Origin of the sequence: Flavobacterium nackdongense (assembly GCF_004355225.1) — a bacterium.
Classification (GTDB): domain Bacteria; phylum Bacteroidota; class Bacteroidia; order Flavobacteriales; family Flavobacteriaceae; genus Flavobacterium; species Flavobacterium nackdongense.
This window is the reverse complement of the sequence record NZ_CP037933.1, coordinates 2863746-2888353: the sequence shown is the minus strand read 5'-3', so window position 1 is coordinate 2888353 and position 24608 is coordinate 2863746. Positions and strand designations below refer to the sequence as shown.

The 24608-nt window shown below is 37.1% G+C and carries 16 protein-coding genes; 14 read left to right on the top strand and 2 right to left on the bottom strand.

The window, feature by feature from the left end:
* Positions 1 to 22: 22 nt before the first annotated feature.
* From E1750_RS12320 to E1750_RS12300, 5 genes are all read left to right on the top strand, one after another.
* A complete protein-coding gene (locus E1750_RS12320; RefSeq protein WP_133277066.1) occupies positions 23 to 1363 on the top strand; it encodes an ATP-binding protein in 1341 nt (446 codons plus the stop codon).
* 139 nt (positions 1364 to 1502) lie between these two features.
* On the top strand, positions 1503 to 2939 hold the full coding sequence (gene asnS / locus E1750_RS12315; RefSeq protein WP_133277065.1) for an asparagine--tRNA ligase: 1437 nt from the start codon (positions 1503 to 1505) through the stop codon (positions 2937 to 2939).
* A 207-nt stretch (positions 2940 to 3146) separates the two neighbouring features.
* Positions 3147 to 3533, top strand: coding sequence for a GxxExxY protein (locus tag E1750_RS12310; protein ID WP_133277064.1), 387 nt, complete (start codon positions 3147 to 3149; stop codon positions 3531 to 3533).
* A 177-nt stretch (positions 3534 to 3710) separates the two neighbouring features.
* Positions 3711 to 5186 carry an RNA polymerase factor sigma-54 gene (gene rpoN, locus E1750_RS12305; protein WP_133277063.1) on the top strand — a complete coding sequence of 492 codons (1476 nt, stop codon included), beginning with the start codon at positions 3711 to 3713 and terminating at the stop codon, positions 5184 to 5186.
* A 33-nt stretch (positions 5187 to 5219) separates the two neighbouring features.
* A complete protein-coding gene (locus E1750_RS12300) occupies positions 5220 to 5831 on the top strand; it encodes a hypothetical protein (RefSeq protein WP_165698048.1) in 612 nt (203 codons plus the stop codon).
* On the opposite strand, the gene E1750_RS12295 is transcribed toward E1750_RS12300, so the two are convergent.
* On the bottom strand, positions 5826 to 6527 hold the full coding sequence (locus E1750_RS12295) for a porin family protein (protein ID WP_133277062.1): 702 nt from the start codon (positions 6525 to 6527) through the stop codon (positions 5826 to 5828). The genes E1750_RS12300 and E1750_RS12295 overlap by 6 nt on opposite strands.
* A gap of 752 nt (positions 6528 to 7279) precedes the next feature.
* Between E1750_RS12295 and E1750_RS12290 the strand changes: the two genes are divergently transcribed.
* Positions 7280 to 9715, top strand: a complete 2436-nt coding sequence (locus E1750_RS12290) for a GH36-type glycosyl hydrolase domain-containing protein (protein WP_133277061.1) — start codon at positions 7280 to 7282, stop codon at positions 9713 to 9715.
* Between the two features lie 71 nt (positions 9716 to 9786).
* Here the strand turns inward: E1750_RS12290 and E1750_RS12285 are convergent, their stop codons facing one another.
* Positions 9787 to 10659, bottom strand: a complete 873-nt coding sequence (locus E1750_RS12285; RefSeq protein ID WP_133277060.1) for a helix-turn-helix domain-containing protein — start codon at positions 10657 to 10659, stop codon at positions 9787 to 9789.
* A gap of 390 nt (positions 10660 to 11049) precedes the next feature.
* Between E1750_RS12285 and E1750_RS12280 the strand changes: the two genes are divergently transcribed.
* From E1750_RS12280 to E1750_RS12245, 8 genes are all read left to right on the top strand, one after another.
* Positions 11050 to 14268: a SusC/RagA family TonB-linked outer membrane protein gene (locus E1750_RS12280; protein ID WP_133277059.1), complete on the top strand. Its 3219-nt coding sequence runs from the start codon at positions 11050 to 11052 to the stop codon at positions 14266 to 14268.
* A gap of 17 nt (positions 14269 to 14285) precedes the next feature.
* Positions 14286 to 15992: a RagB/SusD family nutrient uptake outer membrane protein gene (locus E1750_RS12275; RefSeq protein WP_133277058.1), complete on the top strand. Its 1707-nt coding sequence runs from the start codon at positions 14286 to 14288 to the stop codon at positions 15990 to 15992.
* A gap of 29 nt (positions 15993 to 16021) precedes the next feature.
* Positions 16022 to 16816 (top strand): hypothetical protein, encoded by a 795-nt coding sequence (locus E1750_RS12270; RefSeq protein WP_133277057.1) that lies wholly within the window; start codon positions 16022 to 16024, stop codon positions 16814 to 16816.
* A gap of 243 nt (positions 16817 to 17059) precedes the next feature.
* Complete coding sequence (locus E1750_RS12265) at positions 17060 to 18124, top strand: family 16 glycosylhydrolase (protein WP_133277056.1); 1065 nt, start codon at positions 17060 to 17062, stop codon at positions 18122 to 18124.
* Between the two features lie 123 nt (positions 18125 to 18247).
* Positions 18248 to 19081: an endonuclease/exonuclease/phosphatase family protein gene (locus tag E1750_RS12260; protein ID WP_133277055.1), complete on the top strand. Its 834-nt coding sequence runs from the start codon at positions 18248 to 18250 to the stop codon at positions 19079 to 19081.
* A 76-nt stretch (positions 19082 to 19157) separates the two neighbouring features.
* Positions 19158 to 21311: a beta-glucosidase gene (locus E1750_RS12255; protein WP_227873890.1), complete on the top strand. Its 2154-nt coding sequence runs from the start codon at positions 19158 to 19160 to the stop codon at positions 21309 to 21311.
* Positions 21312 to 21314: 3 nt separating this feature from the next.
* Positions 21315 to 22772: a glycoside hydrolase family 30 protein gene (locus tag E1750_RS12250; protein WP_133277053.1), complete on the top strand. Its 1458-nt coding sequence runs from the start codon at positions 21315 to 21317 to the stop codon at positions 22770 to 22772.
* Positions 22773 to 22852: 80 nt separating this feature from the next.
* A complete protein-coding gene (locus tag E1750_RS12245; RefSeq protein ID WP_133277052.1) occupies positions 22853 to 24586 on the top strand; it encodes a cellulase family glycosylhydrolase in 1734 nt (577 codons plus the stop codon).
* The last annotated feature ends 22 nt before the right edge of the window (positions 24587 to 24608 follow it).

The window sequence follows — 24608 nt, the reverse complement described above, 5'->3', positions numbered from 1 at the left end:
CATTTAACTAGTTTTTTTGCCTATGAAAAATACTAAAAAATACTTCAATAGACTAATTGACAGTCATTTATTAAATTGGAAGAATGATGATTTCAAAAAACCACTAGTGTTGCGCGGCGCACGACAAGTTGGAAAGTCTTCATCGGTTCGGAATTTAGGGAAATCATTCTCCTATTTCATCGAAATAAACCTCGAAGAAAATAATGGGCTTCACACTTTATTCACCGAAACCAATGCTATAGAAAGCATTTGCGCTAAACTCGAAATTGCTTTCAATATTCCGATTATAGAAGGGAAAACCTTGTTGTTTCTGGATGAAATTCAATCGTGTCCAAGTGCTATTATGGTATTGCGTTATTTTTATGAGCAAAAACCCAATTTACACGTGATAGCGGCAGGTTCTTTATTAGAATTTGCATTAGAAACTTTGCCTTCTTTCGGAGTTGGACGCATTAGAACCTTGTTTATTTATCCCTTTTCGTTTGACGAATTTCTTATAGCAATGCAGGAAGAACGCTTATTAGAAATGAAAAAGAAAGCGACAACTGAGCATCCTTTAGATCTTATTTTTCATCAAAAACTAATCGAGTATTTCAAACAATTTCTCATTATCGGCGGAATGCCCGAAGTTATCGCGCGATTTGCCATTCATAAAAATTTCCTAGAAGCACAACAAGTTTTAGACGATTTGCTTATTTCATTAAAAAGTGATTTTGTAAAATACAAAAAGCGGGTTCCATCTAACAGAATCAATGAAGTATTTGAATCCGTTTCCAAACAAATGGGAGCAAAATTTATATACACAAAAATCGGCAACCACCTTTCCAATATTCAGATCAAAGAAGCTTTGCATTTGTTAATCCTTTCGGGATTGGTAATTCCGGTAACCCACACAGCAGCAAATGGAATTCCGCTGGGCGCTGAAATCGATATGAAAAAACGCAAAATGTTATTACTAGACACCGGTTTGTTTCAACGTATTTTAGGTTTGGATGTATCGAATATCGTAACGGAAAATAATTTTGAAATGATCAACAAGGGTGCCATAGCCGAATTATTTTTTGGACTGGAATGGTTAAAATACAGCAGTCCTTTTTCGCAAAATCAATTGTATTATTGGCATCGCGAAAACAAAACCGGAAATGCCGAAGTGGATTATATTGTTCAAAAAAACAGCACAATACTTCCAGTAGAAATTAAATCTTCAACCAGCGGAGCGATGCAAAGTTTACGGGTATTCTTGAGGGAAAAAAATAGTCAAAAAGGAGTTCGGTTTTCATTGGAGAATTTTTCAAGTATAGACGATATTGCTATTTATCCTTTGTATGCGGTAAGCTCGTTTTTTGAATCGAAGGATTTCTAATAATGCAATAGAACCATTGGAACAAAATCTGAGAAATAGCCCCAATTAGACCATTACTAACTTCCACTTTTCCGCAGAAATCAATTATATTTGTACTCTGATTGAAAAATCAGAAACCTACAATTTAATATCAATACTTATGAGAAGACATACCAGAGTTAAAGACCTGCTAAACAGCACCAATACGCTTCACGAAGTAAACGCAAAAGGCTGGGTTAGAACTTTTAGAAACAATCAATTTATTGCCCTGAATGACGGTTCGACCATTCATAACATACAATGTGTGGTCGATTTTGAGAACACTCCCGAAGAAACTTTAAAAAGAATTACCACGGGAGCTGCCGTTTCAGTCACCGGAGATTTGGTCGAAAGCAAAGGTGCTGGACAGAAATATGAAATTCAGGTTCGAAAGTTGGAAATTCTTGGCGACTCTGATGCGGAGAAATTCCCGATGCAACCAAAAAAACATTCCTTAGAATTCTTGCGTGAAAATGCGCATTTGCGAGTTCGTACCAATGCTTTTGGCGCGATTATGCGCGTGCGTTCGGTTTTGGCTTTTGCCGTTCACCACTACTTCCAACAAAAAGGTTTTGTATATGTCAACACGCCGATCATCACAGGTGCTGATGCCGAAGGTGCTGGCGAAATGTTTCAGGTAACCGCGTTGCCATTAGACAATTTACCTAAAAATGAAGAAGGCAATATCGATTACAAAAAAGATTTCTTCGGACAACATACCAACTTAACCGTTTCTGGGCAATTAGAAGGCGAAACATTCGCTATGGCTTTGGGTCAGATTTATACTTTTGGACCAACATTTAGAGCCGAAAATTCAAACACATCGCGTCACTTAGCCGAATTTTGGATGATTGAACCCGAAGTAGCTTTCAACAACTTGGATGACAATATGGATTTGGCCGAAGATTTTATCCAATACGTGATAAAATATGCGATGGATCACTGTGCTGATGATTTGAAATTCCTAGAAGGTCGATTATTAGAAGAAGAAAAATCCAAACCACAAGCCGAGAGAAGCGAAATGGCTTTATTGGAAAAATTAAACTTTGTGTTAGAAAATAATTTCAAACGCGTTTCATACACCGAAGCGATTGACATTTTACGAGATTGCACCCCAAATAAAAAGAAAAAATTCCAATACCTCATCAACGAATGGGGTGCTGATTTACAATCGGAGCACGAGCGTTATTTGGTCGAAAAACATTTTAAATCTCCCGTAATTTTATTTGATTATCCAGCCAATATCAAGGCATTTTATATGCGTTTGAACGAAGACGGAAAAACCGTTCGTGCGATGGACATCCTTTTCCCAGGCATTGGAGAAATCGTAGGAGGTTCACAAAGAGAAGAACGTTTTGATGTTTTGGTCGAAAAAATGAAAGCCCTAGGAATTGACGAAGAAGAACTATGGTGGTATTTAGACACACGTAAATTCGGAAGTGCAGTTCACTCCGGTTTCGGGCTTGGATTCGAAAGATTGGTACTTTTCGTAACGGGAATGACCAATATTCGCGACGTAATTGCTTTTCCGAGAACACCGCAAAATGCGGATTTCTAAGACACTAGGGATTTGCCACAAAGACGCTAAGGCACAAAGTTTTTTGTGTTTAAGAATACAGCATTTTTCATTAAATAAATGATTTATATTTTAATCTTTCATTGTAAAATAAGACAATAATAAATAATTGGATTTTAGTGTCTATGTATCTTGGTAATAAAAATTAATTAACCTTTGTGACTTAGTGCCTTTGCGGCAAGAAAAAAAATGATAAACGAAAGAACAGAAGAAATTGCCAAGATAATTGTAAATTCAGCTTTTAAAGTTCATAAAAATCTCGGACCAGGTTTACTGGAAAGAGTTTATGAAGTTTGTTTGGCTTATGAAATAGAAAAAGCAGGATTAAATGTTCAACGTCAAATTGATGTGCCAATTATTTATGATGGAGTAACTCTTAAAGAAAAATTAAGACTCGATATAATAGTTGAAAACACTGTGATTGTGGAGGTAAAAGCAGTCGAAACCGTAAATCCAGTTTGGCAAGCACAAATCATAAGTCATTTAAAACTAACAGATAACCAATTGGGATTTTTAATTAATTTTAATGTTCCATTAATAAAAAACGGAATAAAAAGATTCATAAACACTAGATGAAGTTGCGACAAAGACACAAAGATTAATTATTGAAAATTTAAACCTCAATATTAAAAACAAAAAAATTATTCCTTAGTGTCATTGTGGCAAAAAAGCATCGAAAATAAAAAAATATAAACATTTGCGCCTTAGCGTCTTTGTGGCAAATTACAGCGGCAATAAAATTAGTGTCTTATTATGTTAAAGCAATTTCTAAATCTTAAACTTTCTCAAAAATTATCTCCACAACAAATCCAGTTGATGAAGTTAATTCAATTGCCTACGCAAGCTTTCGAACAACGATTGTTGGAGGAAATGAATGAAAATCCGGCATTGGAAACAGGTACTGAAGAAGAAGAAATTTACCAAAAAGACGAATTCGACAATGATGACACCAATGACGAATTTGACGATTATGATGATCACGACAGCGAAGATACGAGCGACATCAACATTGACGAGTATTTAAGCAGCGACGAAACACCCGATTATAAAACCCAAGCCAACAATTACAGTGAGGACGACGAAGAACGCGAATCGCCACTGGTCGCTCCGATTAGCTTTCACCAGGACTTGATCAATCAGTTGAATACTTTTATATTGAATGATGACGAGCGAGAAATAGCCGAATTCTTGGTCGGAAGCATCGATGATATGGGTTATATCCGAAGAAGCATTCCCGATTTGGTTGACGATATGGCGTTTACGCAAGGTCTTTATACCGATGAAAAAACGGTGGAGAGAATGTTGCACATCATTCACGAACTCGAACCTTCGGGGGTTGGGGCTCGCGATTTGCAAGAATGTTTGTTATTGCAATTAAAACACAAAACACCCACGGAATACATAGCTTTGGCTAGCGATATTATCGAAAATCAGTTTGAGGCCTTTACCAAAAAACATTATGAGAAACTCCTACAAAAATATGCGGTTTCGAATGAACAACTCAAAACTGCCATTCACGAAATAGAAAAACTAAATCCAAAACCGGGTGGTTCTTTTACCGGCAGCAACAAAATTACGGAACACGTAGTGCCCGATTTTGCCATTAGAATTGTAGATGATGAATTGGTTTTGACTTTAAATGGGCGAAATGCGCCTTCCCTACACGTTTCCAAAGACTATCAGGAAATGATGCAGACCTACAAAAGTTCTCGCGATAAATCGAATGCGCAGAAAGATGCCGTGCAGTTCATCAAACAAAAATTGGATTCGGCCAAATGGTTTATCGATGCTATCAAACAGCGTCAGGAAACACTTTACGTAACGATGAATGCCATCATGCATTACCAAAATGAATACTTTTTGGAAGGCGATGAAACCAAACTGAAACCGATGATCTTGAAAGATATTGCCGATAAGGTTGGTTTGGATATTTCGACCATTTCGCGTGTGGCCAACAGCAAATATGTGGAAACGCCTTATGGAACCAAGTTGATCAAAGAATTTTTCTCCGAAGCGATGAAAAACGATCAAGGCGAAGATGTCTCGACCCTCGAAATCAAGAAAATTCTACAAAACACCATCGAAGAAGAAGACAAACACAAACCGCTACCCGACGATCAATTGGCCGAAATTTTAAAAGAAAAAGGCTATCCGATTGCGAGAAGAACCATTGCAAAGTATCGTGAACAGCTCGATATTCCTGTGGCGCGAATGAGAAAAAAGATTTAAATCCCCCTAACCCCTAAAAGGGGAATTTAAAAAATGAATTTAAAAAAACTACTTCCTTTTTTTTCTTATCTATTCCACCCGATATTCATACCGGTTTATGCCGCTTTGTTTTATTTTGTTTTTAACGATACCTATTATTCCCATCCGGAAAAATACTTCGCAATTTTTCAAATCGTCCTGCTCACTATTGTACTCCCATTGTGTATTTTTTTGATATTGCGTGTGACTGGACAATTGAACTCTATAATGATCGCCGATATTTCACAGCGCAAAATTCCATTAGTGCTTCAATGCTTTTTAACGATTTTCCTCATTCGGAAATGCATCACTTTAGAACATTTTCCTGAATTTCACTTTTTCTTTTTAGGAGGATTGTTCAGCACAATTATTGCCTTGATTTTATTGTTTTTTCGAACCAAAGCAAGTTTGCACATGATCGCGATTAGTGCGCTGACCATTTTTGTGATTGGCTTAAGCATTCACAATGAGAGTCGAAACATCAATTGGATTGTATTTTGGGTACTCATGAACGGATTTGTGGCTTCGTCAAGACTGGAAATGAACGCACATACTCCCAAAGAATTGGTCATTGGATTTTTATCCGGAATAATTCCGCAACTTATATTGTTGCCGATTTGGCTATAAAATATAAAACATAATGCCGACATTCAACGCATTCATATCGATAGTTTCCGTTGCAGTTTTAGCGTTTTGAAACAACGCATTCAGACCATAATACGCAAAAATATTGATCGAATTATAGCCCGCCGCAATATAGGTGCCGTACTGAAATTTGTTAAAATCTTCGTTATTATCTACTACAAATTTATCACTAGCATCCTTAAAAATCGATTTGTCATACAGCAAATAGCCCACTTTAAAACCCGCATAAACTCTCCAAAATTTATGACTTTCGTAGGTTGACGTCCTCCATCTAAACTCGATAGGCATTTCGACCAAGAGCTGCGAAAATCGGTTTCTGTCAAAATCCACCTCCGATTCGATGATCGAGTAAACGGAAATTTGATTCGATTCTGAAATTTTAAGATTTTGATTATAATTATTGTAAGCCAAACCTATTCCGGGTGCGATGGAAATTGTTCGATTTTTATTTATGGGAAAATCCCGAAGAAAGCCCGTTGAAAAACCCGCTGAAAATTTATCCTGACTAAGTCCTGCAGGTTTGTTTTGCAGTGTATTTAAGGCAAAACTAAAATAAAACTGATCTTCCCTATACAACGAATCGATTTTTATTTTCGGTGCATCCTCCAAATTGGTCTTCTCTTGCGAAAAAACGGGAAGAATTAGTATAAAAAGGAAAAAGCCAAGTGCTACTCTCATGGTTTGATTTTGTGGGCTAAAATTACAAAAAAAAGATTTGGGTGCACGACAAATTGCACTGTTTCAAAATTTGAGACACAGATTACACAAATTTTCACAGATTAATCTGTGAAAATCTTTGAAATTTACGTCAAACGAATTCAAAAAATCAATTCTTAAAATTAGTTGCACCTCATTTTTATAAAGAAATGCAATTTGTCGTGCACCTAAGAGATTTTCATTTTAAAATGGTTCTAATGAGTTTAGTGTGAGAATAAATTTAAAATTATTTTAAACCACATAGAAAAGTAGTCGAAATTGTAAAAAAAGATTGACATAGAAAATTCTTTTTTGCACATAGTGCTATGAATACTATGCAAAAGCAAAGCTTTCTAAAAATAAAATCTATAATCTGATAGCTATCGGAACTATAATAAAAACTATGTGGTAAAAAAAAACTTCACAACATTTCCAATAAAACCTTTAAAATTAATAAATCGAAGAGTTGGACTTTGCTAAAAACACCATTTATAAAGACTAAAGAAATCAATTAGTGAGTAAATAGTGTGTTTGCAAAATTCATTTTAGTAAAAAAACAATATAAAATAGACAAAATAGTATATAGAATTTTTTAATCCATTGGCTAATTTTGAAAATGTTAATTATATGTCATTTTTATTGATAAATTAACAAAAATCAGCAATTACAACTGCGAATTTATTACAAAGATTCTAAACAAACAACTGAATAACAGTGCTGTTAAAAATAATAAAATGAAATACGGACATTTTGATGATGATTCGAGAGAATATGTAATCACCAACCCAAAAACGCCTTACCCTTGGATTAATTACCTAGGAAATGAAGATTTTTTCTCACTAACCTCCAATACTGGCGGCGGATATACTTTTTATAAGGATGCCAAATTCCGACGATTAACTCGCTATCGCTACAACAATGTTCCGGTAGATGATGGAGGAAAGTATTTTTATATCAAGGACGGGGACACTCTTTGGTCTCCAGGCTGGAAACCAGTAAAAACCGAATTGGATAGCTACGAATGCCGTCACGGAATGAGTTACACTAAATTCAAAAGTTCTAAAAACGGAGTACAAGCCGAAGTTTTACAGTTTATCCCTTTAGGATTTTGGGGCGAAATTCAGAAATTGAGCCTTAGCAATTCCTCTACTGAAACTAAAACACTACAATTATTTTCTTTCATAGAATGGGCGCTTTGGAATGCAGAAGATGATATGACCAATTTTCAAAGGAATTTCAGCACCGGCGAAGTCGAAGTTGAAGATTCGGTCATTTACCACAAAACCGAATTCAAAGAACGCCGCAACCATTACGCCTTTTATTCGGTGAACGAGGCAATTAAAGGATTTGATACCGATAGAGAATCATTTATAGGTTTGTACAACGGATTCGATACTCCTGAGGTCGTTACCGGCGGTAAACCTAAAAATACCATTGCGCACGGTTGGTCGCCCATCGCTTCTCATTATATTGAAGTAGAATTGAAGCCTGGCGAAAGCAAAGATTATATTTTTATGCTGGGTTATGTTGAAGTGGATGCGGATAATAAATGGGAAAGCAAATCCGTCATCAACAAAAAACCGGCAAAATCGATGATTGACAAGTACAATACTGTCGAAAAAGTAGAAGCCGCTTTTGATGCATTAAAAGAATATTGGGACAACTTATTGGGCACAATAAATATAAAATCGGGTGATGACAGGCTAGATAGAATGGTCAACATCTGGAATCAATACCAATGTATGGTTACCTTTAATATGTCGCGTTCTGCTTCATTTTTCGAATCGGGAATTGGTCGCGGCATGGGCTTCAGAGATTCGAATCAAGATTTAATTGGTTTTGTGCATCAAATTCCCGAGAGAGCGAGAGAGCGAATCATTGACATTGCTTCGACACAATTTGAAGATGGTTCTTGCTATCACCAATACCAACCTTTAACCAAAAAAGGAAATGCCGCAATCGGGGGCGATTTCAATGATGATCCCCTTTGGTTAATCCTTTCCACAACTGAATACATAAAGGAAACAGGCGATTTTTCTTTGCTTGACGAATTAGTGCCTTTCGATAATGATGCTTCGAAAGCCAAAACTCATTTTGAACATTTGAAAATTTCGTTTTACCATGTTGTCAATAATTTAGGACCACATCAATTACCGTTGATAGGTCGAGCCGATTGGAACGATTGTTTGAACTTGAATTGTTTTTCGAATGATCCGAATGAATCTTTTCAAACCACAGGAAACAAAAAAGGCGAAACAGCCGAATCACTTATGATTGCTGGCTTGTTCGTAGTTTACGGAAAAGAGTTTGTGAAATTATGCCGTCAATTAGGAAAAGATAACGAAGCAGTAGAAGCCGAAAATCATGTGAATACTATGATTGAAGCCGTGAAAAATCACGGTTGGGATGGCGATTGGTATTTGAGAGCCTATGATTATTATGGCAAAAAAATTGGTTCCAACGAAAATGAAGAAGGAAAGATTTTTATTGAATCGCAAGGTTGGTGTTCGATGGCTGAAATTGGCAAAGAAGAAGGCTTGGTCGAAAAATCTTTAAATTCAGTTAAAGAACATTTGGATTGCGAATACGGAATCGTTTTGAATAGTCCTGCGTTTACAAAATACTATATCGAATATGGCGAAATATCAACTTATCCGGCGGGTTACAAAGAAAATGGCGGCATTTTTTGTCATAACAATCCTTGGATCATGATTGGCGAAACTATGATAGGACGTGGCGACGCAGCTTATGATTATTATACTAAAATAGCTCCAAGCTATTTGGAGGATATTTCAGAATTGCACAAAGTAGAACCTTATGTATATTGCCAGATGATTGCGGGAAAAGAAGCCTTTAAACCGGGAGAAGCCAAAAATTCGTGGCTTTCGGGAACTGCTTCTTGGAATTTTTATGCCATAACCCAATATATTTTAGGAGTAAAACCCGATTACAACGGTATTTCAATCAATCCTTGTATTCCAGCAAAATGGGACGGCTTCAAAATGACAAGAAAATTTAGAGGCGCCACGTATACAATTGAAGTACAAAACCCGAAACACATCAGCAAAGGGGTCGAAAAAATAGTAGTCAATGGCACTACTTTAAACGCTACGATAGTTCCTATTTTAGAGAAAAATAAGACCCATGAAATTGTAGTTATTATGGGATAAGACTTAGTTTTGTTTTGGTTAGTTACGAAAAACTCTCAATGTTATTACCTTGGGAGTTTTTTATAGGAGTTCTACATCACCCTTTTCAATCCAATATACTGTTTTTTGAATTCCTTTGGAGTGGTATTTTTAGCCTGCTTGAACAATCTATTGAAATTGGCGATATTATTAAACCCGCATTTAAAACTGATTTCACCTATACTCAACTCGGTTTCCAATAACCATCTTGCGGCAAAACTAATTCTGGTATCATTCAAATAATGAACAAACGTTTTTCCTGTTCGGTGTTTGATAAAACGGTTAAACGAAACGGGGCTCATATTGACCAATTTTGATATTTCGTCTAGGGTGATGGTTTTCGAAAAATTTTCTTGAATATAATCATACACTTTCTTAATCTTGTCGCTATTATGAAAATCTTCTTTTTCGTCTATCGAAACTGAAAGCTCTCTTTGCCCCTCTGAAATGGCCAATTCATTCAAGATCGAAATAAACTCTAAATAATATTGCAAACCCGTTATTCGTGCCAAAACCATAATTCGAGGCATTAGTGAATTAGTTGTTTCTCTCGAAAAAAGAATGCCGTGTTTGGCTCTTTTAAACATGTCACTAATGGGCTTGAATATTCTCCGAGACAACATTTTTTGATCTAACAAATCATTGTGAATATGAATCGTAATTTCGTAAATCTCTTTGCAGGTACAATTATGCAGTTCCCAACCGTGAACCACGTTAGGTCCAACTAACACCAATTCTATATCATCTATTTCTTCGGTATGATCTCCGATAATTCGTCGCACTCCTTTACCTCTATAAATAAAGTTGAGTTCGTATTCTGGATGAAAGTGTATAGGGAAATCGAAATCATCTTTTACTCGCTGCTCCACTAAGAAACTATCTTCGGGAATCAGTCGGGTAATTTCTCGGTAAGCATCACGAATCATATAAAAATTTGTTTATGATAATTATTTTAAAGAATAATTTCATGATTAGTAAAAAATCGATTAATAATTGACAAAATTTGATTACTATAAACTTAACAACTATTTTACATTTGTAAATATAAATACAATTGTGTGTATTTATTGCAAATTCTTGTTGTTTTTTTGACGTTCGTTGTTTACTATTTAACTTAACATTACCACAACATTTCTAGCATATCGATTTAATTTATTAAAATGAAAAATCACATCTTGTCTTGAATACAGTGATTTTTTCAATCGATTTCGCTAAATTGAAAATGTATAGTTTTTATGAATACAACTTTCAAAAAAAAATAATTAGATTTGATACACTTTAACACAAAATTAATAACTAACCAAAATTTTAGAAAAATGAAATTAACAAAATTACTTATTTTTTGTTTTTTATCCGTTCTATTTTCTGTTTATGGCCAAGCACAAGATGTTTCCATAAAAGGAAAAGTAGTAGACGAAAACGGATTACCCGTTCCTGGAGCTTCAATTTTAATTAAAGGAACAACAAAGGCCACATCTTCGGATATGGATGGAAACTATCAATTAAAAGCCGATGCTAACGGCACTTTAGTTTATAGTTTTGTAGGTTATGCGAACGTGCAGGAAGCCATTAAGGGTAGAAACACCATTAATGTAAAAATGAATCCTGAATCGCAATCGTTACAGGAAGTAGTAGTAGTGGGGTACGGAACTCAGAAAAAAGGTTTAATTACCGGGGCCTCTTCTAATTTTAAAGGAGAAGACCTTCAAAATTTAAACACCGTTTCTGCTATGGACGCCCTTCAAGGGATTGCTGCCGGGGTGAACATTACCAAAAATAATGGATCTCCAGGAGCAGGAACTAGAGTTACGATTCGTGGTATTGGTACTATTGGGAATTCAAACCCTTTGTACATAGTAGACGGCGTACCTGTTGGCAATATCGATTATTTGAACCCTTCTGATATTGAAGCCATCGACGTGTTGAAAGACGCCGCTTCTGCTGCGATCTACGGATCAAGAGCTGCTAATGGTGTTATCTTAGTAACAACCGTGCAAGGTCGAAAAGATCGTCCAGCTAAAATTAGTTATGATTTCTATTATGGAATCCAAAATATATACAAAAACTTGGATCCATTGAACGCCCAAGAATACATGTATATTATGGATGAAGGTAGAGTAAACGACGGTTTAGCACCGAACGATTGGAATGCCATTGTGCACAACAACGGCTGGTTGGAAGCCAATTATCCTGGTGCGGGAAAACAATTGGGTGACGAAGTTTGGGCAAATCTTCAAGCAGGCGGTCTAGGTACTAACTGGATTGACGCAATGACCAAAAAAGATGCTCCGATAGTCAACCACTCTTTAAATATTACTGGAGGAAGCCAAGACATCGTGTACTCAGCGGGTATTTCCTATTTTGACCAAGATGGTATATTAGGTGGTAACATCATCGATGCAGGATACAAAAGATTGACTGCTAGATTCAACACCAAAATGGTTTTGAAAAAAAATGACAAGCATAGCATCATTACTGTTGGCGAAAACTTTACCTATTCTAATACACAAAACAGAGCAGTAGCCACTGGAAATATCTACTATAATGATTTGCACAATGCTTTGGTTCAAAACCCATTGACTCCTGCGTACTGGCAAACTTCTATTGATAGAAACATCAGCGAATTTGGCTTTACCCCTACCTTAGACGGCTTGAATCCTAATCAAACCAATCCTTTAGCGGTAATGTATTATAGAAATAACTATAATTATGGTAAAGGCAATAACATCATTGGAAATGCCTTTGTAGAAATTGAACCTATGTTGAATTTAAAATTCAAATCAGTTTATGGTGTAGATTCTTGGTTCGGAAACGGAAGATCAATGAATCCAACTTATGGATTAGGCATTCTGTATAATGACGCTATTGATGGTGCTTCACAAAACTCTTATTTTGGTGCTAACACTACTTGGACCAACACCTTGGCCTACAATACCGCTTTTGGTGACCATAAAATTACTGCGGTTATTGGTACAGAATTACTTCGCAACCAAAGTAATATCAACGTATCTGGATATAGAAGTAATTTGTTATTCCCTGGGGATCCTAAATATGCTTATATCAATAACACCAAGAACCCTGCAACTATTAGCGACATCAACACTAGCGGTGCTGACTGGGCTGCCGGAGGCGGAGCTACTCAATCGTTTTTTGCCAGAGCCCAATACGATTATAAAGAAAAATATTTGCTTTCTGCTACAATGCGTGCCGATGGTTCATCCAATTTTGCTGAAAACAACCGATGGGGTTATTTCCCATCCGTGTCTGCGGGTTGGGTAATTAGCAAAGAAGACTTTATGTCCGAAACCTCTAGTATCCTTAACTATGCTAAATTAAGAGGAAGCTGGGGACAAAACGGAAATCAAGCTATTCCAAACTTCCAATATTCTTCACAAATTGCTTATGCTTTCCCTGGTTATTTCTTTGGGGATACCAAACCGGTTTCTGGCACAACTGCTTATCCTGCAACAGTTCCAAATCCTGATATTAAATGGGAAACTTCAGAGCAGTTAGACTTTGGACTTGACGCTAAACTATTCGATTCAAGATTAGGATTAACATTCGATTGGTATAAAAAAACAACCAAAGATTGGTTAGTACTTGCTCCTGTTTTAGGTACTGCCGGTGCTGGTGCTCCATTTATCAATGGTGGTACTGTAGAAAACTCCGGTATTGAATATTCTGTAAACTGGAACGACAAAGTAGGGGATTTCAAATACGGTATCACTGTAAGTGGTGCTCATAACAAAAATAATGTCACCGAAATTAACAACGGCGACGGTAGAATCCTTGGACCATCAAACATCTTATCTCAAGGAACTTCAGAGGTTTCTAGAGTGCAAGTAGGACAGCCAATAGGATATTTCTACGGTTATCAAACGGCTGGAATCCTTCAAAATCAACAAGAAGTAAATGCATATGTAACACCAACTGGCACTCCTTATTTTGCTGATCAACGTCCGGGAGATGTTCGTTTTGTAGATCAAAATCAAGACGGAGCTATAGATGAAAAAGACAAAGTATATTTAGGAAATCCAAATCCAGATTTCGAATTAGGTTTACAATTGAATTTCGAATACAAAGGAGTATATTTCAATACGACTTTGGCTGGAAAATTTGGTATGCAAGTAATGCAATCGTACCGTTCATTTGCTGATAATTTCAACCAAAATTACACTTCTGATATTTTCAATCGTTGGCATGGCGAAGGTACTTCTAATACAATGCCTAGGTTGACCGCAACATCAAACAGAAATACAAACTTTATTTCTGACATATTTATGCACGATGCTGATTATTTGAGAATCAACAATTTAACGGTTGGTTATAACTTCAATCAAGTGTTGTCAAACATTAAATTTATGTCAAATTTAAAAATGTATGTAGCGGTAAACAATTTATATACATTTACCGATTACAACGGAATGGACCCTGAGGTTCGTTTTGGAGACAGCGCAAGTTGGGCTTCAGGTGTAGATCTTGGGTTATACCCACAAGCGAGAACAGTAATGTTTGGATTAAGTGCAGATTTTTAATTTAAATACCAAAGACAATGAAAAAGATAATTTATTTTATAGCAACTGCAACCCTTTTCGTTGCTACTAGTTGCACAGACTATTTAGATTCTGAGAATCTTTATGGTAAAGGTTTAGAGACTTTCTACAAGACACCCACTGATATCGACGAAGCAATGTCAGGTATTTACAACGCAATTTACACGGGTGGTATTCACAGCGAGGAACAAATGGCGGCCAATCTCTTGGACAACGTAATGCTTGGCGGTGGTGGTCCTGATGATAAATCGGCCAAATGGGTAGATAATTTTGAAGACCCAAATGAAGATACCTATCGTGATATGTGGGTTCAATCGTATAATGGTATTTCAAGAGCCAATGCGGTTATTGAAAAAACAGCGAATACCGATTTTTCAGCTTATTTTAAAACTAAACTTGAAGCAGAAAATTTCAAAAAGCAAACCATTGGCGAAGCCTTGTTTATGAGAAGTTTCTTTTACTTCAGATTGGCTAAATTTTTTGGTGGGGTTCCACTAATTATCAAAACAGATGGTGACAGAAAAGTGGCAAGAGCCTCTTATTCTGATACATTTGCACAAATAGGTTCAGATTTGAAATTGGCTATTGAAACGATGCCCGCTGCTCCAATTGCAAGCATCCCAACTTCAAGATACGGCCATGCCAACAAATGGGTTGCTGAAGCTTATATGGCACGTGTATATTTGTTTTACACAGGCTACATGACCAATATAGAGCAAAAAGCAACTACTGATTTACCATTAGTAGGCGGTGGAAAATTAGGCGCTACTGAAGTAACTGCTTATTTAAATGATTTAATGACAAATAGTGGACATGGATTGGTTTCCGATTTCAGAAACTTATGGCCATACTCGTATGTGAACAAAAGTGCAGGCAAAACCGTGTTACCATGGGCAGCCACTAACAATCTGAATTGGGCTGGACAAGATGGATTAACACCTACTTTTGGAACAGGAAATAAAGAAACCATGTTTGTACAACGATTTTCTTTCGGAGATTGGGGTTGGAATGCAGGACAAAGTTATAATAACAGACTTGCTTTGTATACTTCAATCAGAGGAAATCAAATGGTTCCTTTTGCCGAAGGTTGGGGATGGTGTACCATTAATCCTAAAATGTGGAACGATTGGCCAGTCACTGACCCAAGAAGAGAAGGTTCAATTATTAAAGTAGGTGAATCTAGCCAAGGTACAGACGGGTATCAACCGAACAAAGGGGATCATGAAACGGGCTATTTCAATAAAAAATATACCCGATTGGAACATGATACTAAAGATGGTAAAAGAACGATGTTTATTCCAATGTACAACTGGACGGGTGACTCAAGCATGCAATTGACTAATGCACAAGACTTTATTTTTATGCGTTATGCCGATGTATTGTTGATGCACTCTGAAATCACTAAAACAGCAACAGGAATAAATGCAGTAAGAGCTAGAGCCGGAATGCCAGCAGTAGCCTATTCTTTAGATGCAGTTAAAGCCGAGCGTAACTACGAATTAGCATTCGAAGGCCTTCACTGGTTTGATTTAGTACGTTGGGGCGATGTGAAAACTGCCTTTAATGACTCATTCCCGGTAAAAAATTCAGGGTCAAATGCAACTTACAGTGTAAAATACAGACCTGAAACTAAAGGTTTAATGCCAATTCCAGAAACGGAAGTACGATTGTCAAATGGGGTTTATTCTCAAAACCCAGGTTGGTAAAATTTAATAACTATTAAAACATTAGAATTATGAAAAATACTAAAATTTTATATCTCCTACTAGCTTCGTTTATGCTGATTTTTTCGGCCTGCGATCCTATTGTAGATGAAGAGAACCTAAGCGATTCTACCAATGTAGACGGGGTTCAATTAGTGGCAACACAAACTCCGCCAGGCGGAAATAAAATTACACTTAAAATGACCACTCCTGGGATCACTGGGTATTGGAATTACAATTTAGGACAGGCACTTACTAATGAATATACTGTGGTATATCCTATTCCTGGAAAGTCTAAATTTACCTATGTAGGGACTTTGGGTTCTCAGTTTTTTACCAAAACTGTCGATGTTCAAATTGATAGATTAGACACTCCTTTAGATCCAATGTGGTATTCTTTAGTAAGTAAAAACACTGCCGCAGGTAAAACTTGGGTTTTTCAAGGCGCAGCCAATGATGACAAATTATGGTGGTATATGTCTCCCCCAGATAATCCTTCTGACGGGTACATGACTGCTTGGTGGAATGCTGGTGGTACTTGTTGTGCTCCTTCTGATACCGACGGAAAAATAACATTCGATTTGAATGGAGCTGCGAATTACAATTACTATGCAACCAAAACCGGAACTCCAAAAAAGGGTAGTTTTATATTGGATGTTGCCAATAAAAAACTAACAATTACTGGAGCTCCAATATTAGGACAAGACAGAGGAAACCCAGCTGGTGTTTATAATGTAGCTGTTTTAACAGATACAGAACTTATTTTGTACCTACCCAAAACTCCTCAAGGAGATAGCGGATGGTCATGGAGATTTAAACCCCTATAAGTTAGTTTGTTTGTTTGTGAAAAAAGGGAAGTATTTTGCTTCCCTTTTTTTGAATAACACCTTTTTTGTTTACTAAAAAGCGTGATAAAATTTTTCAAACTAGTAGAAACCAAATTAGTAGTATCTGTGTTTTTTGTTACCCATTGAAAGTTTCAACATTTCAAAAAAAATACTTCAGTGGATACCGCATAATTTGAATAATTGAAAAAAAACAAAGGCTTCAAAATAAAACTCAATCCAAAAATGAAAATTTTAAAGAAAATTCTAATACTACCCATTTTACTGTTAGGCTCCCTAATAGGCTGTAGCTCAGGTGACAGCAATGATGGAACTGCTCCCAATACCCCAACAATAAATGTGGTCATCAACACCGAAGTGGTGGGCACAACTACTGCAATGCCCAATGGTGACGGAAGCGGCTTAGTCAAATATACCGTTACACCTAGTAGCGGAGTATCCTATAAAGTAGATTTTGGTGATGGAGAAACAGCAGAGCCCGCTAGCGGCATCTTTTCGCATACTTATACCGAAAGTGGAACCAAATCATACGAAATAAAAGTTACCGTATTCAACGGACTAAAATACTATACTGCAACAAAACCCATAACTGTTTTTGTTGCTACAAAAGAAATATGGGGCGATGAATTCAACGTTGATGGCGCTCCCGATACTAACAAATGGGGATACGATCTTGGCGCAGGAGGTTGGGGAAATAACGAACCTCAGTATTATACCAATCGACCCGAAAATGTATACATACAAGGTGGTTATTTGAAAATTAAAACCATCAAAGAAAATTATTTGGGAAGCACCTACACTTCAGCAAGACTAAAAACGGCTGGCAAATATTCCTTCAAATACGGCAAAATAGAGTTTAGAGCTAAACTGCCTGCTGGTGCGGGAACCTGGCCAGCTTTATGGATGTTGGGCGACAATATTGGCACGGTGGGCTGGCCTGCTTGCGGCGAAATTGATGTCATGGAACATGTGGGAAATCAATTGAACAAAATTTTTGGAACACTCCATTATTCAGGTCGTTCTGGCGGAAACGGAGACTCATCAACAACAATAATTTCGAATGCTACCACGGAATTTCATACCTACACATTAGATTGGAGAGCAGACAGCATTAAATTTTATGTTGACAATCAGTTATTCAAAACCTTTACAAATTCGGCAAGTGTGCCGTTCAATCAGAATTTTTTCATCATTATGAATTGTGCTATTGGCGGTAATTTTGGTGGCGCAATCGATCCAAACTTTGTGTCCTCCATCTTCGAAATAGATTACGTACGAGTTTATAATTAGTAGTTTTTGGTTAGTTAGCTTTTCATTACTTGCTTCTGTTTTTTTCAGAAGCAAGGATGAAAACAATCCTTTTATTCCAAATCTCGATTTTGGCATTTCTACAATTTCAGAAGCGTCTTTTATATGAAATATGTTTTTACTTTCATCGCTAATTTGATTCTCGTTTTCGGGCAAGGGCAATCCTTGAAGTTAATGACCTATAACATTCGTTTGGATGTAGAAAGTGACGGATTGAATAATTGGTCCAACCGAAAAGCGTTTTTGACATCGCAACTGCATTTTTACGAACCGGATATTTTTGGCGTTCAAGAAGCAAAACCCAATCAAGTTGTAGATATCGCCTCTGCCCTACCTGCCTATAATTATGTCGGAATCGGAAGAGACGGCATAGGTCAAGGCGAATCTTCGAACATCTATTATAAAAAAGAGCGCTTCCAATTGGTAGAAAGCAATACTTTTTGGCTGTCCGACACCCCAGATCATATATCAAAAGGCTGGGATGCGGCTTTTAATCGAGTTTGTACGTATGCGGTTTTGAAAGATTCGAAAACCAAAACCACTTTCTGGGTGTTCAATACCCATTTAGACCATCAAGGTGAAGTGGCAAAAACCAAGGGTATCCAACTTATTCTTTCAAAAATAGAAGCACTAAACACCAAAAAATATCCCGTGTTTTTTATGGGTGATTTTAATTCGACACCAACTGAAAATAGAATTATTTCTCTAAAAAAAGAAATGTTAGACGCAAGAGAAATCTCTGAGGAAAAACCTTTTGGCCCCACCGGAACTTTCAATGATTTCAAACACAATGAACCCGTAACGACCTTGATTGATTATATTTTCATCTCCAAAAACAGCAGCTTCAGTGTCAGGAAGTACGCAGTTTTAAGTGATGCTAAGGATTTGCGGTATCCGTCGGACCACCTCCCGGTTTACATCGAATTAATTAAAAAATAAGGCAAACCAAACTTTAAAAATGAAATATATGTTGAAGCCCCTGTTTAAAAAAACACCATTTATCTTTATTTGTACCATGATGCTAGTTATAAGCGCTAAAGCCCAAGAAAAAAATAGTTCAGTCGCTATTGAAGCTAAAATAGAAAAAATTATGGCTACCTTGACTTTAGAGGAAAAAGTGGCTATGTGTCACGCCCAATCAAAATTTAGTTCGCCTGGACTCGAAAAACTAGGTATTCCTGAACTATGGATGTCTGATGGTCCTCACGGCGTTCGTGGCGAAATCAACTGGGACGATTGGGGTTATGCCAAATGGACCAACGATTCGATAACAGCATTTCCTGCCCTAACCTGCCTAGCATCGACCTTTAATCCAAAATTAGCCAAAGATTACGGTATAAGTATTGGAGAAGAAGCGCGTTACAGAAAAAAAGATGTTTTATTGGGTCCTGGAGTAAATATGTACCGAACACCATTAAACGGAAGAAATTTTGAATATATGGGCGAAGATCCCTTTTTGGCGTCCAAAATGGTGGTTCCCTATATTCAAGGAGTGCAACAAAATGGCGTCGCCGCTTGCGTAAAACATTATGCGCTGAACAATCAAGAATTATGGCGAGGACACATCAATGTTGAAGTAAGTGATAGGGCTTTGCACGAAATCTATTTACCCGCCTTCAAAGCCGCAGTCGAAGAGGGGAAAGTCTGGTCTTTGATGGGAGCCTACAATCAATTTAGAGGACAGCACACCACGCACAATCAAATCCTTATGAACAGCATCTTAAAAAAAGATTGGGCATTTGACGGGGTTGTGATTTCAGATTGGGGTTCCGCTCACGACACCAAACAAGCCGCCTTGAATGGATTGGATATCGAAATGGGAACAGGAACAGACGGTTTAACGACCTCAACCAAAAATGCTTATGATTCGTATTATTTGGCCAATCCTTTTCTAAAAATGCTCAAAAGTGGCGAAATCAAAGAAGAAGTTTTGAATGATAAAGTGAGACGGATTTTGCTTTTGATGTTTCGAACCAATATGAACCCGAATCGTCCGTTAGGCAGAATTAACAATCAAGAACACCTTGATGTAGCCCGAAAAATTGCTGGAGAAGGAATTGTGTTATTAAAAAATGAAGCCTCATTTTTCCCCATTAATCCAAATAAAAAAATGACCATCGCGGTGATTGGTGAAAATGCAACAAAATCAATGACCATTGGCGGCGGTTCCTCAGAGTTGAAAGCGCTTCACGAAATTTCTCCTCTTGAAGGTTTGAAAGAAAGATACCAAAACGCCACCCTAATCCACGCAATGGGATACGCCTCAGGACCATCGGCTTATGACAGAGTTATTCCATCAAAATTAGACGCTAATCAACTGAAAAAGGAAGCTATCGAAGCCGCATCAAAAGCAGATTTGGTTTTGTTTTTTGGTGGCTTAAATAAAAATCACCTGCAAGATTGCGAAGGAGTGGATCGAAAAGAATATCAATTACCTTTTGGACAAGATGAGCTTTTGACTGAACTTTTGAAAGTAAATTCCAACATTGGAGTGGTCCTTGTCAGTGGAAATGCGGTCGAAATGCCTTGGATAACCAATGTAAAAGCAGTCATGCAAACTTGGTATTTAGGCAGTGAAGCCGGCAACGCTATAGCCGATGTAATAAGTGGTGACGTCAATCCATCAGGAAAACTACCTTTTTCATTTCCTAAAAAATTAAGCGATAATGCAGCTCATTCTTTTGGAGAATTGAGTTATCCAGGTGATAAAGTCACCCAATATTACAAAGAAGATATTTTGGTAGGGTATCGCTGGCACGACACCAAAAAAATCAAACCGTTATTTGCTTTTGGCGAAGGGATGTCCTACACCACATTTGAACTTTCAAAATTAGATTCCGATAAGAAAGTGTATTCCAAAGACGAAGCGATAACAATCTCCGGAACGGTTTCAAACAAAGGAAATCTTGACGGTGCCGAAGTAGTTCAAGTGTACATCGGAAAACTGAATTCGAAAGTAAGTAGAGCCGAAAAAGAGTTGAAAAGTTTTCAGAAAGTGCCAGTTAAAAAAGGAGAAAACGGTACTTTCAAAATTTCGATTGACACGAATAGCTTGAGTTTTTATGATGAAACGATTTCCAATTGGAATCTAGAAAAAGGAGATTATATGATTTATATCGGAAATTCATCTTCCAATATTTCGAAAAAAATAAAAATAAGCATCCAATAAATTATGAAAGCAACAATTTCAGCACTGATTTTACTAGTTACATTTAGTGCGTTTTCACAGCAAAAAAGCAAAATGCAATCCAAACCTTTTACAGTAAATGGCAAAAGCGTTATGGTCTATACATCGGCAGACAGCACGAATCTCAGAATTACAAATACTGATAATTTGAAATTTTCAGTCTTAAAACAGCCTGTCGAAACTCAGACTTGTATATTCGTAGATCCCAACAAAACCTTTCAGACTTTTCTAGGAATTGGTGGCGCCATAACCGATGCAAGTGCTGAAGTTTTTGCGAAATTGTCCCAAGAAAATCAACAAGAATTTTTGAATGCCTATTTCAGCAAAGACAAAGGAATTGGGTATTCACTCATTCGAACCAACATTCACAGTTGCGATTTTAGCAGCGATATGTACACGTACGTCAATGAAGGAGATGCCGATTTAAAGACCTTTTCAATAAAACATGACCAAAAATTTAAAATCCCCTTAATCAAAAAAGCTACAGAAACGGCGGGAGGAAAACTAACTTTGTTTGCCAGTCCTTGGAGTCCGCCAGCCTTTATGAAAGACACTAAAAATATGCTGAAAGGCGGAAAATTATTGCCAGAATTCTATCAGTCTTGGGCCAATTATTATGTGAAATTCATCAACGCTTATCAAAAAGAAGGAATCCCTGTGTGGGGATTGACGGTTCAAAACGAGCCGATGGCAGTCCAAACTTGGGAATCCTGTATTTACACCGCCGAAGAAGAACGTGATTTTCTAAAAAATTACCTTGGACCCACCCTATCTAAAGCTGGACTTGGTGACAAAAAAATCACCGTTTGGGATCACAATCGGGACTTGATGACGCAAAGAGCGAGTACTATTCTCGACGATCCTCAAGCCAATAAATATGTTTGGGGAATAGGTTTTCACTGGTATGAATCCTGGAGTGGCGGCGAGCCAATGTTTGAAAATGTTGGTGCCGTTAATGAAATGTATCCCAACAAAAATTTACTTTTTACCGAAGGTTGCAACGAAAAATTCGATGCCAATAAATACCAACTTTGGAAAAACGGCGAGCGTTATGGCAAATCTATGATTCACGATTTCAATAATGGAACCGTAGGTTGGACCGATTGGAACATCCTTTTGGATGAAAAAGGTGGCCCCAATCATGTAGGCAATTTTTGCTTCGCTCCTATTCACGCTGACACCAAAACTGGCGAATTAATCTACACGCCATCCTATTATTTTATTGGCCATTTTTCTAAATTTATTGGTAAAGAAGCCCAAAGAATTAGTAGCGTATCTAGCCGCAGTCAACTCATAACGACTTCCTTCTTGAACCAAGATGGCAAGGTGATTACGGTGGTGATGAATCAAACCAACAAAAAAGTGACTTATAATTTGTGCATCGGAACAAATGCGACCGAGGTTACTATTTTGCCACACGCTATTCAGACATTAGTGTATTAATGATATAAAAATCCAGTTAGAAATAAAGTTGTACTACATAAAATTCGCTTTTTACAACTTCTATTTTACAAATAATTGAAATGAAAAAAATAATTCTGCCCTTTTTTATGTGCTTTGCTTTGGCTTCTTTTGGCCAAGGTTTTTTGCATAGAAACGGACAAAATATTGTGGATGGAAACGATAAAAATGTCGTTTTACGCGGTTTAGGATTAGGCGGTTGGATGATACAAGAAGGATATATGATTCAAAGCGGCGCTTTTGCAGGGCCACAATATAAAATCAAACAAAAAATAACCGATTTGATTGGTGCTGCCAATACGGAAGAATTTTATAAAGCCTATAAAGCAAACGGAATTACAAAAAGGGACATCGATTCTTTGGCGGCTTGGGGATTCAACTCCATTCGCTTGCCAATGCACTACAATTTATATACTCCTGCGATTGAAAACGAAAAAGACGGTCAAATAACTTGGTTAGAAGAAGGTTTTACCATGACCGATAATTTGTTAAACTGGTGTGCTGCCAATAAAATGTACTTGATTTTAGATTTACATGGAGCTCCGGGAGGACAAGGCCATGACGCCAATATTTCAGATTACGACCCTTCAAAACCCTCGCTTTGGGAAAGTGCTGCGAATCAGGATAAAATGATAGCGCTTTGGAAAAAATTAGCGCAACGCTATAAAAACAACCCTTGGATTGGTGGCTACGACATTATCAACGAACCCAATTGGAACTTTACGGGGGCAAATTTAAATGGTTGTGACGAAACTTCGAACGTGCCACTAAAAGCCTTGCTCACCAGCATTACGAAAGCCATTCGTGAAGTCGATTCCAATCATTTAATTTTTATAGAAGGAAATTGTTGGGGAAACAATTACAACGGCATGTTCCCTTTGTGGGATGAAAACATGGCTTTGAGTTTTCACAAATATTGGAACGGAAATAATCAAGCCTCAATTCAAACCATGCTAGATTATAGAACAAAGCATAATGTCCCCCTTTGGATGGGAGAAAGTGGCGAGAATTCAAACGTTTGGTTTAAAGAAGCGATTTCATTAGTCGAAAAAAATAATATTGGTTGGGCTTTTTGGCCAATGAAAAAAATTGAAAATATAGCCGGAGTTACTTCTGTTACAAAAACTCCAGAATACGAGGAAATTCTCACCTATTGGAAAAATGGAGGAACGAAACCTACAGAAGAATTTGCCAAAAAAGCATTGATGCAAATTGCCGATAATTATAAAATGGAGAACCTAACGGTCAAACCCGATGTCATTGATGCCATGTTCCGCCAAGTACAAACCAACGATACCAAACCCTATAAAAATCACAAAATACCGGGAACAATATTCGCAACAGAATATGATTTAGGCACAAATGGTTTTGCTTATTCAGACAAAGAGGTGGCCAATTATGAAGGAACAAAATTCACCCCTTGGAATAAAGGAAACCAAATGCGAAACGATGGCGTTGATATTGTAAAATGTTCCGATCAAATAACAAATGGTTACCAAGTTTCTTACATTGAAGATGGCGAATGGTTGCAGTTTACCGTTGAAGTAAAAAATGAAACTATTTTTGAAGTAGCTATACGATATTCAAATGAAAAAGCAGGTGGGAAATTATATTTAGAACAAGACGAAAAGAAAATTTCAGAAACAATAGCACTGCCAGTTTCGGGTGGAGAAACAATTTGGAAAACCGTTTTTTTGAAAAATGTCATTCTGAAAAAAGGCAGCAGTAAAATTCGAGTACATTTTGAACGAGGAAATTTCAATCTTAACTATCTAGAATTTAAAAAATCTAACTAATTGGCTCCTATTTTCCTTTTTT

Coding starts and splice junctions, on each gene's coding strand:
- E1750_RS12300 (WP_165698048.1), top strand. CDS start 5,220: ATGAATTTAAAAAAACTACTTCCTTTTTTTTCTTATCTATTCCACCCG.
- asnS (WP_133277065.1), top strand. CDS start 1,503: ATGAGAAGACATACCAGAGTTAAAGACCTGCTAAACAGCACCAATACG.
- E1750_RS12285 (WP_133277060.1), bottom strand. CDS start 10,659: ATGATTCGTGATGCTTACCGAGAAATTACCCGACTGATTCCCGAAGAT.
- E1750_RS12250 (WP_133277053.1), top strand. CDS start 21,315: ATGAAAGCAACAATTTCAGCACTGATTTTACTAGTTACATTTAGTGCG.
- E1750_RS12320 (WP_133277066.1), top strand. CDS start 23: ATGAAAAATACTAAAAAATACTTCAATAGACTAATTGACAGTCATTTA.
- E1750_RS12270 (WP_133277057.1), top strand. CDS start 16,022: ATGAAAAATACTAAAATTTTATATCTCCTACTAGCTTCGTTTATGCTG.
- rpoN (WP_133277063.1), top strand. CDS start 3,711: ATGTTAAAGCAATTTCTAAATCTTAAACTTTCTCAAAAATTATCTCCA.
- E1750_RS12265 (WP_133277056.1), top strand. CDS start 17,060: ATGAAAATTTTAAAGAAAATTCTAATACTACCCATTTTACTGTTAGGC.
- E1750_RS12310 (WP_133277064.1), top strand. CDS start 3,147: ATGATAAACGAAAGAACAGAAGAAATTGCCAAGATAATTGTAAATTCA.
- E1750_RS12275 (WP_133277058.1), top strand. CDS start 14,286: ATGAAAAAGATAATTTATTTTATAGCAACTGCAACCCTTTTCGTTGCT.
- E1750_RS12255 (WP_227873890.1), top strand. CDS start 19,158: ATGATGCTAGTTATAAGCGCTAAAGCCCAAGAAAAAAATAGTTCAGTC.
- E1750_RS12280 (WP_133277059.1), top strand. CDS start 11,050: ATGAAATTAACAAAATTACTTATTTTTTGTTTTTTATCCGTTCTATTT.
- E1750_RS12245 (WP_133277052.1), top strand. CDS start 22,853: ATGAAAAAAATAATTCTGCCCTTTTTTATGTGCTTTGCTTTGGCTTCT.
- E1750_RS12295 (WP_133277062.1), bottom strand. CDS start 6,527: ATGAGAGTAGCACTTGGCTTTTTCCTTTTTATACTAATTCTTCCCGTT.
- E1750_RS12290 (WP_133277061.1), top strand. CDS start 7,280: ATGAAATACGGACATTTTGATGATGATTCGAGAGAATATGTAATCACC.
- E1750_RS12260 (WP_133277055.1), top strand. CDS start 18,248: ATGAAATATGTTTTTACTTTCATCGCTAATTTGATTCTCGTTTTCGGG.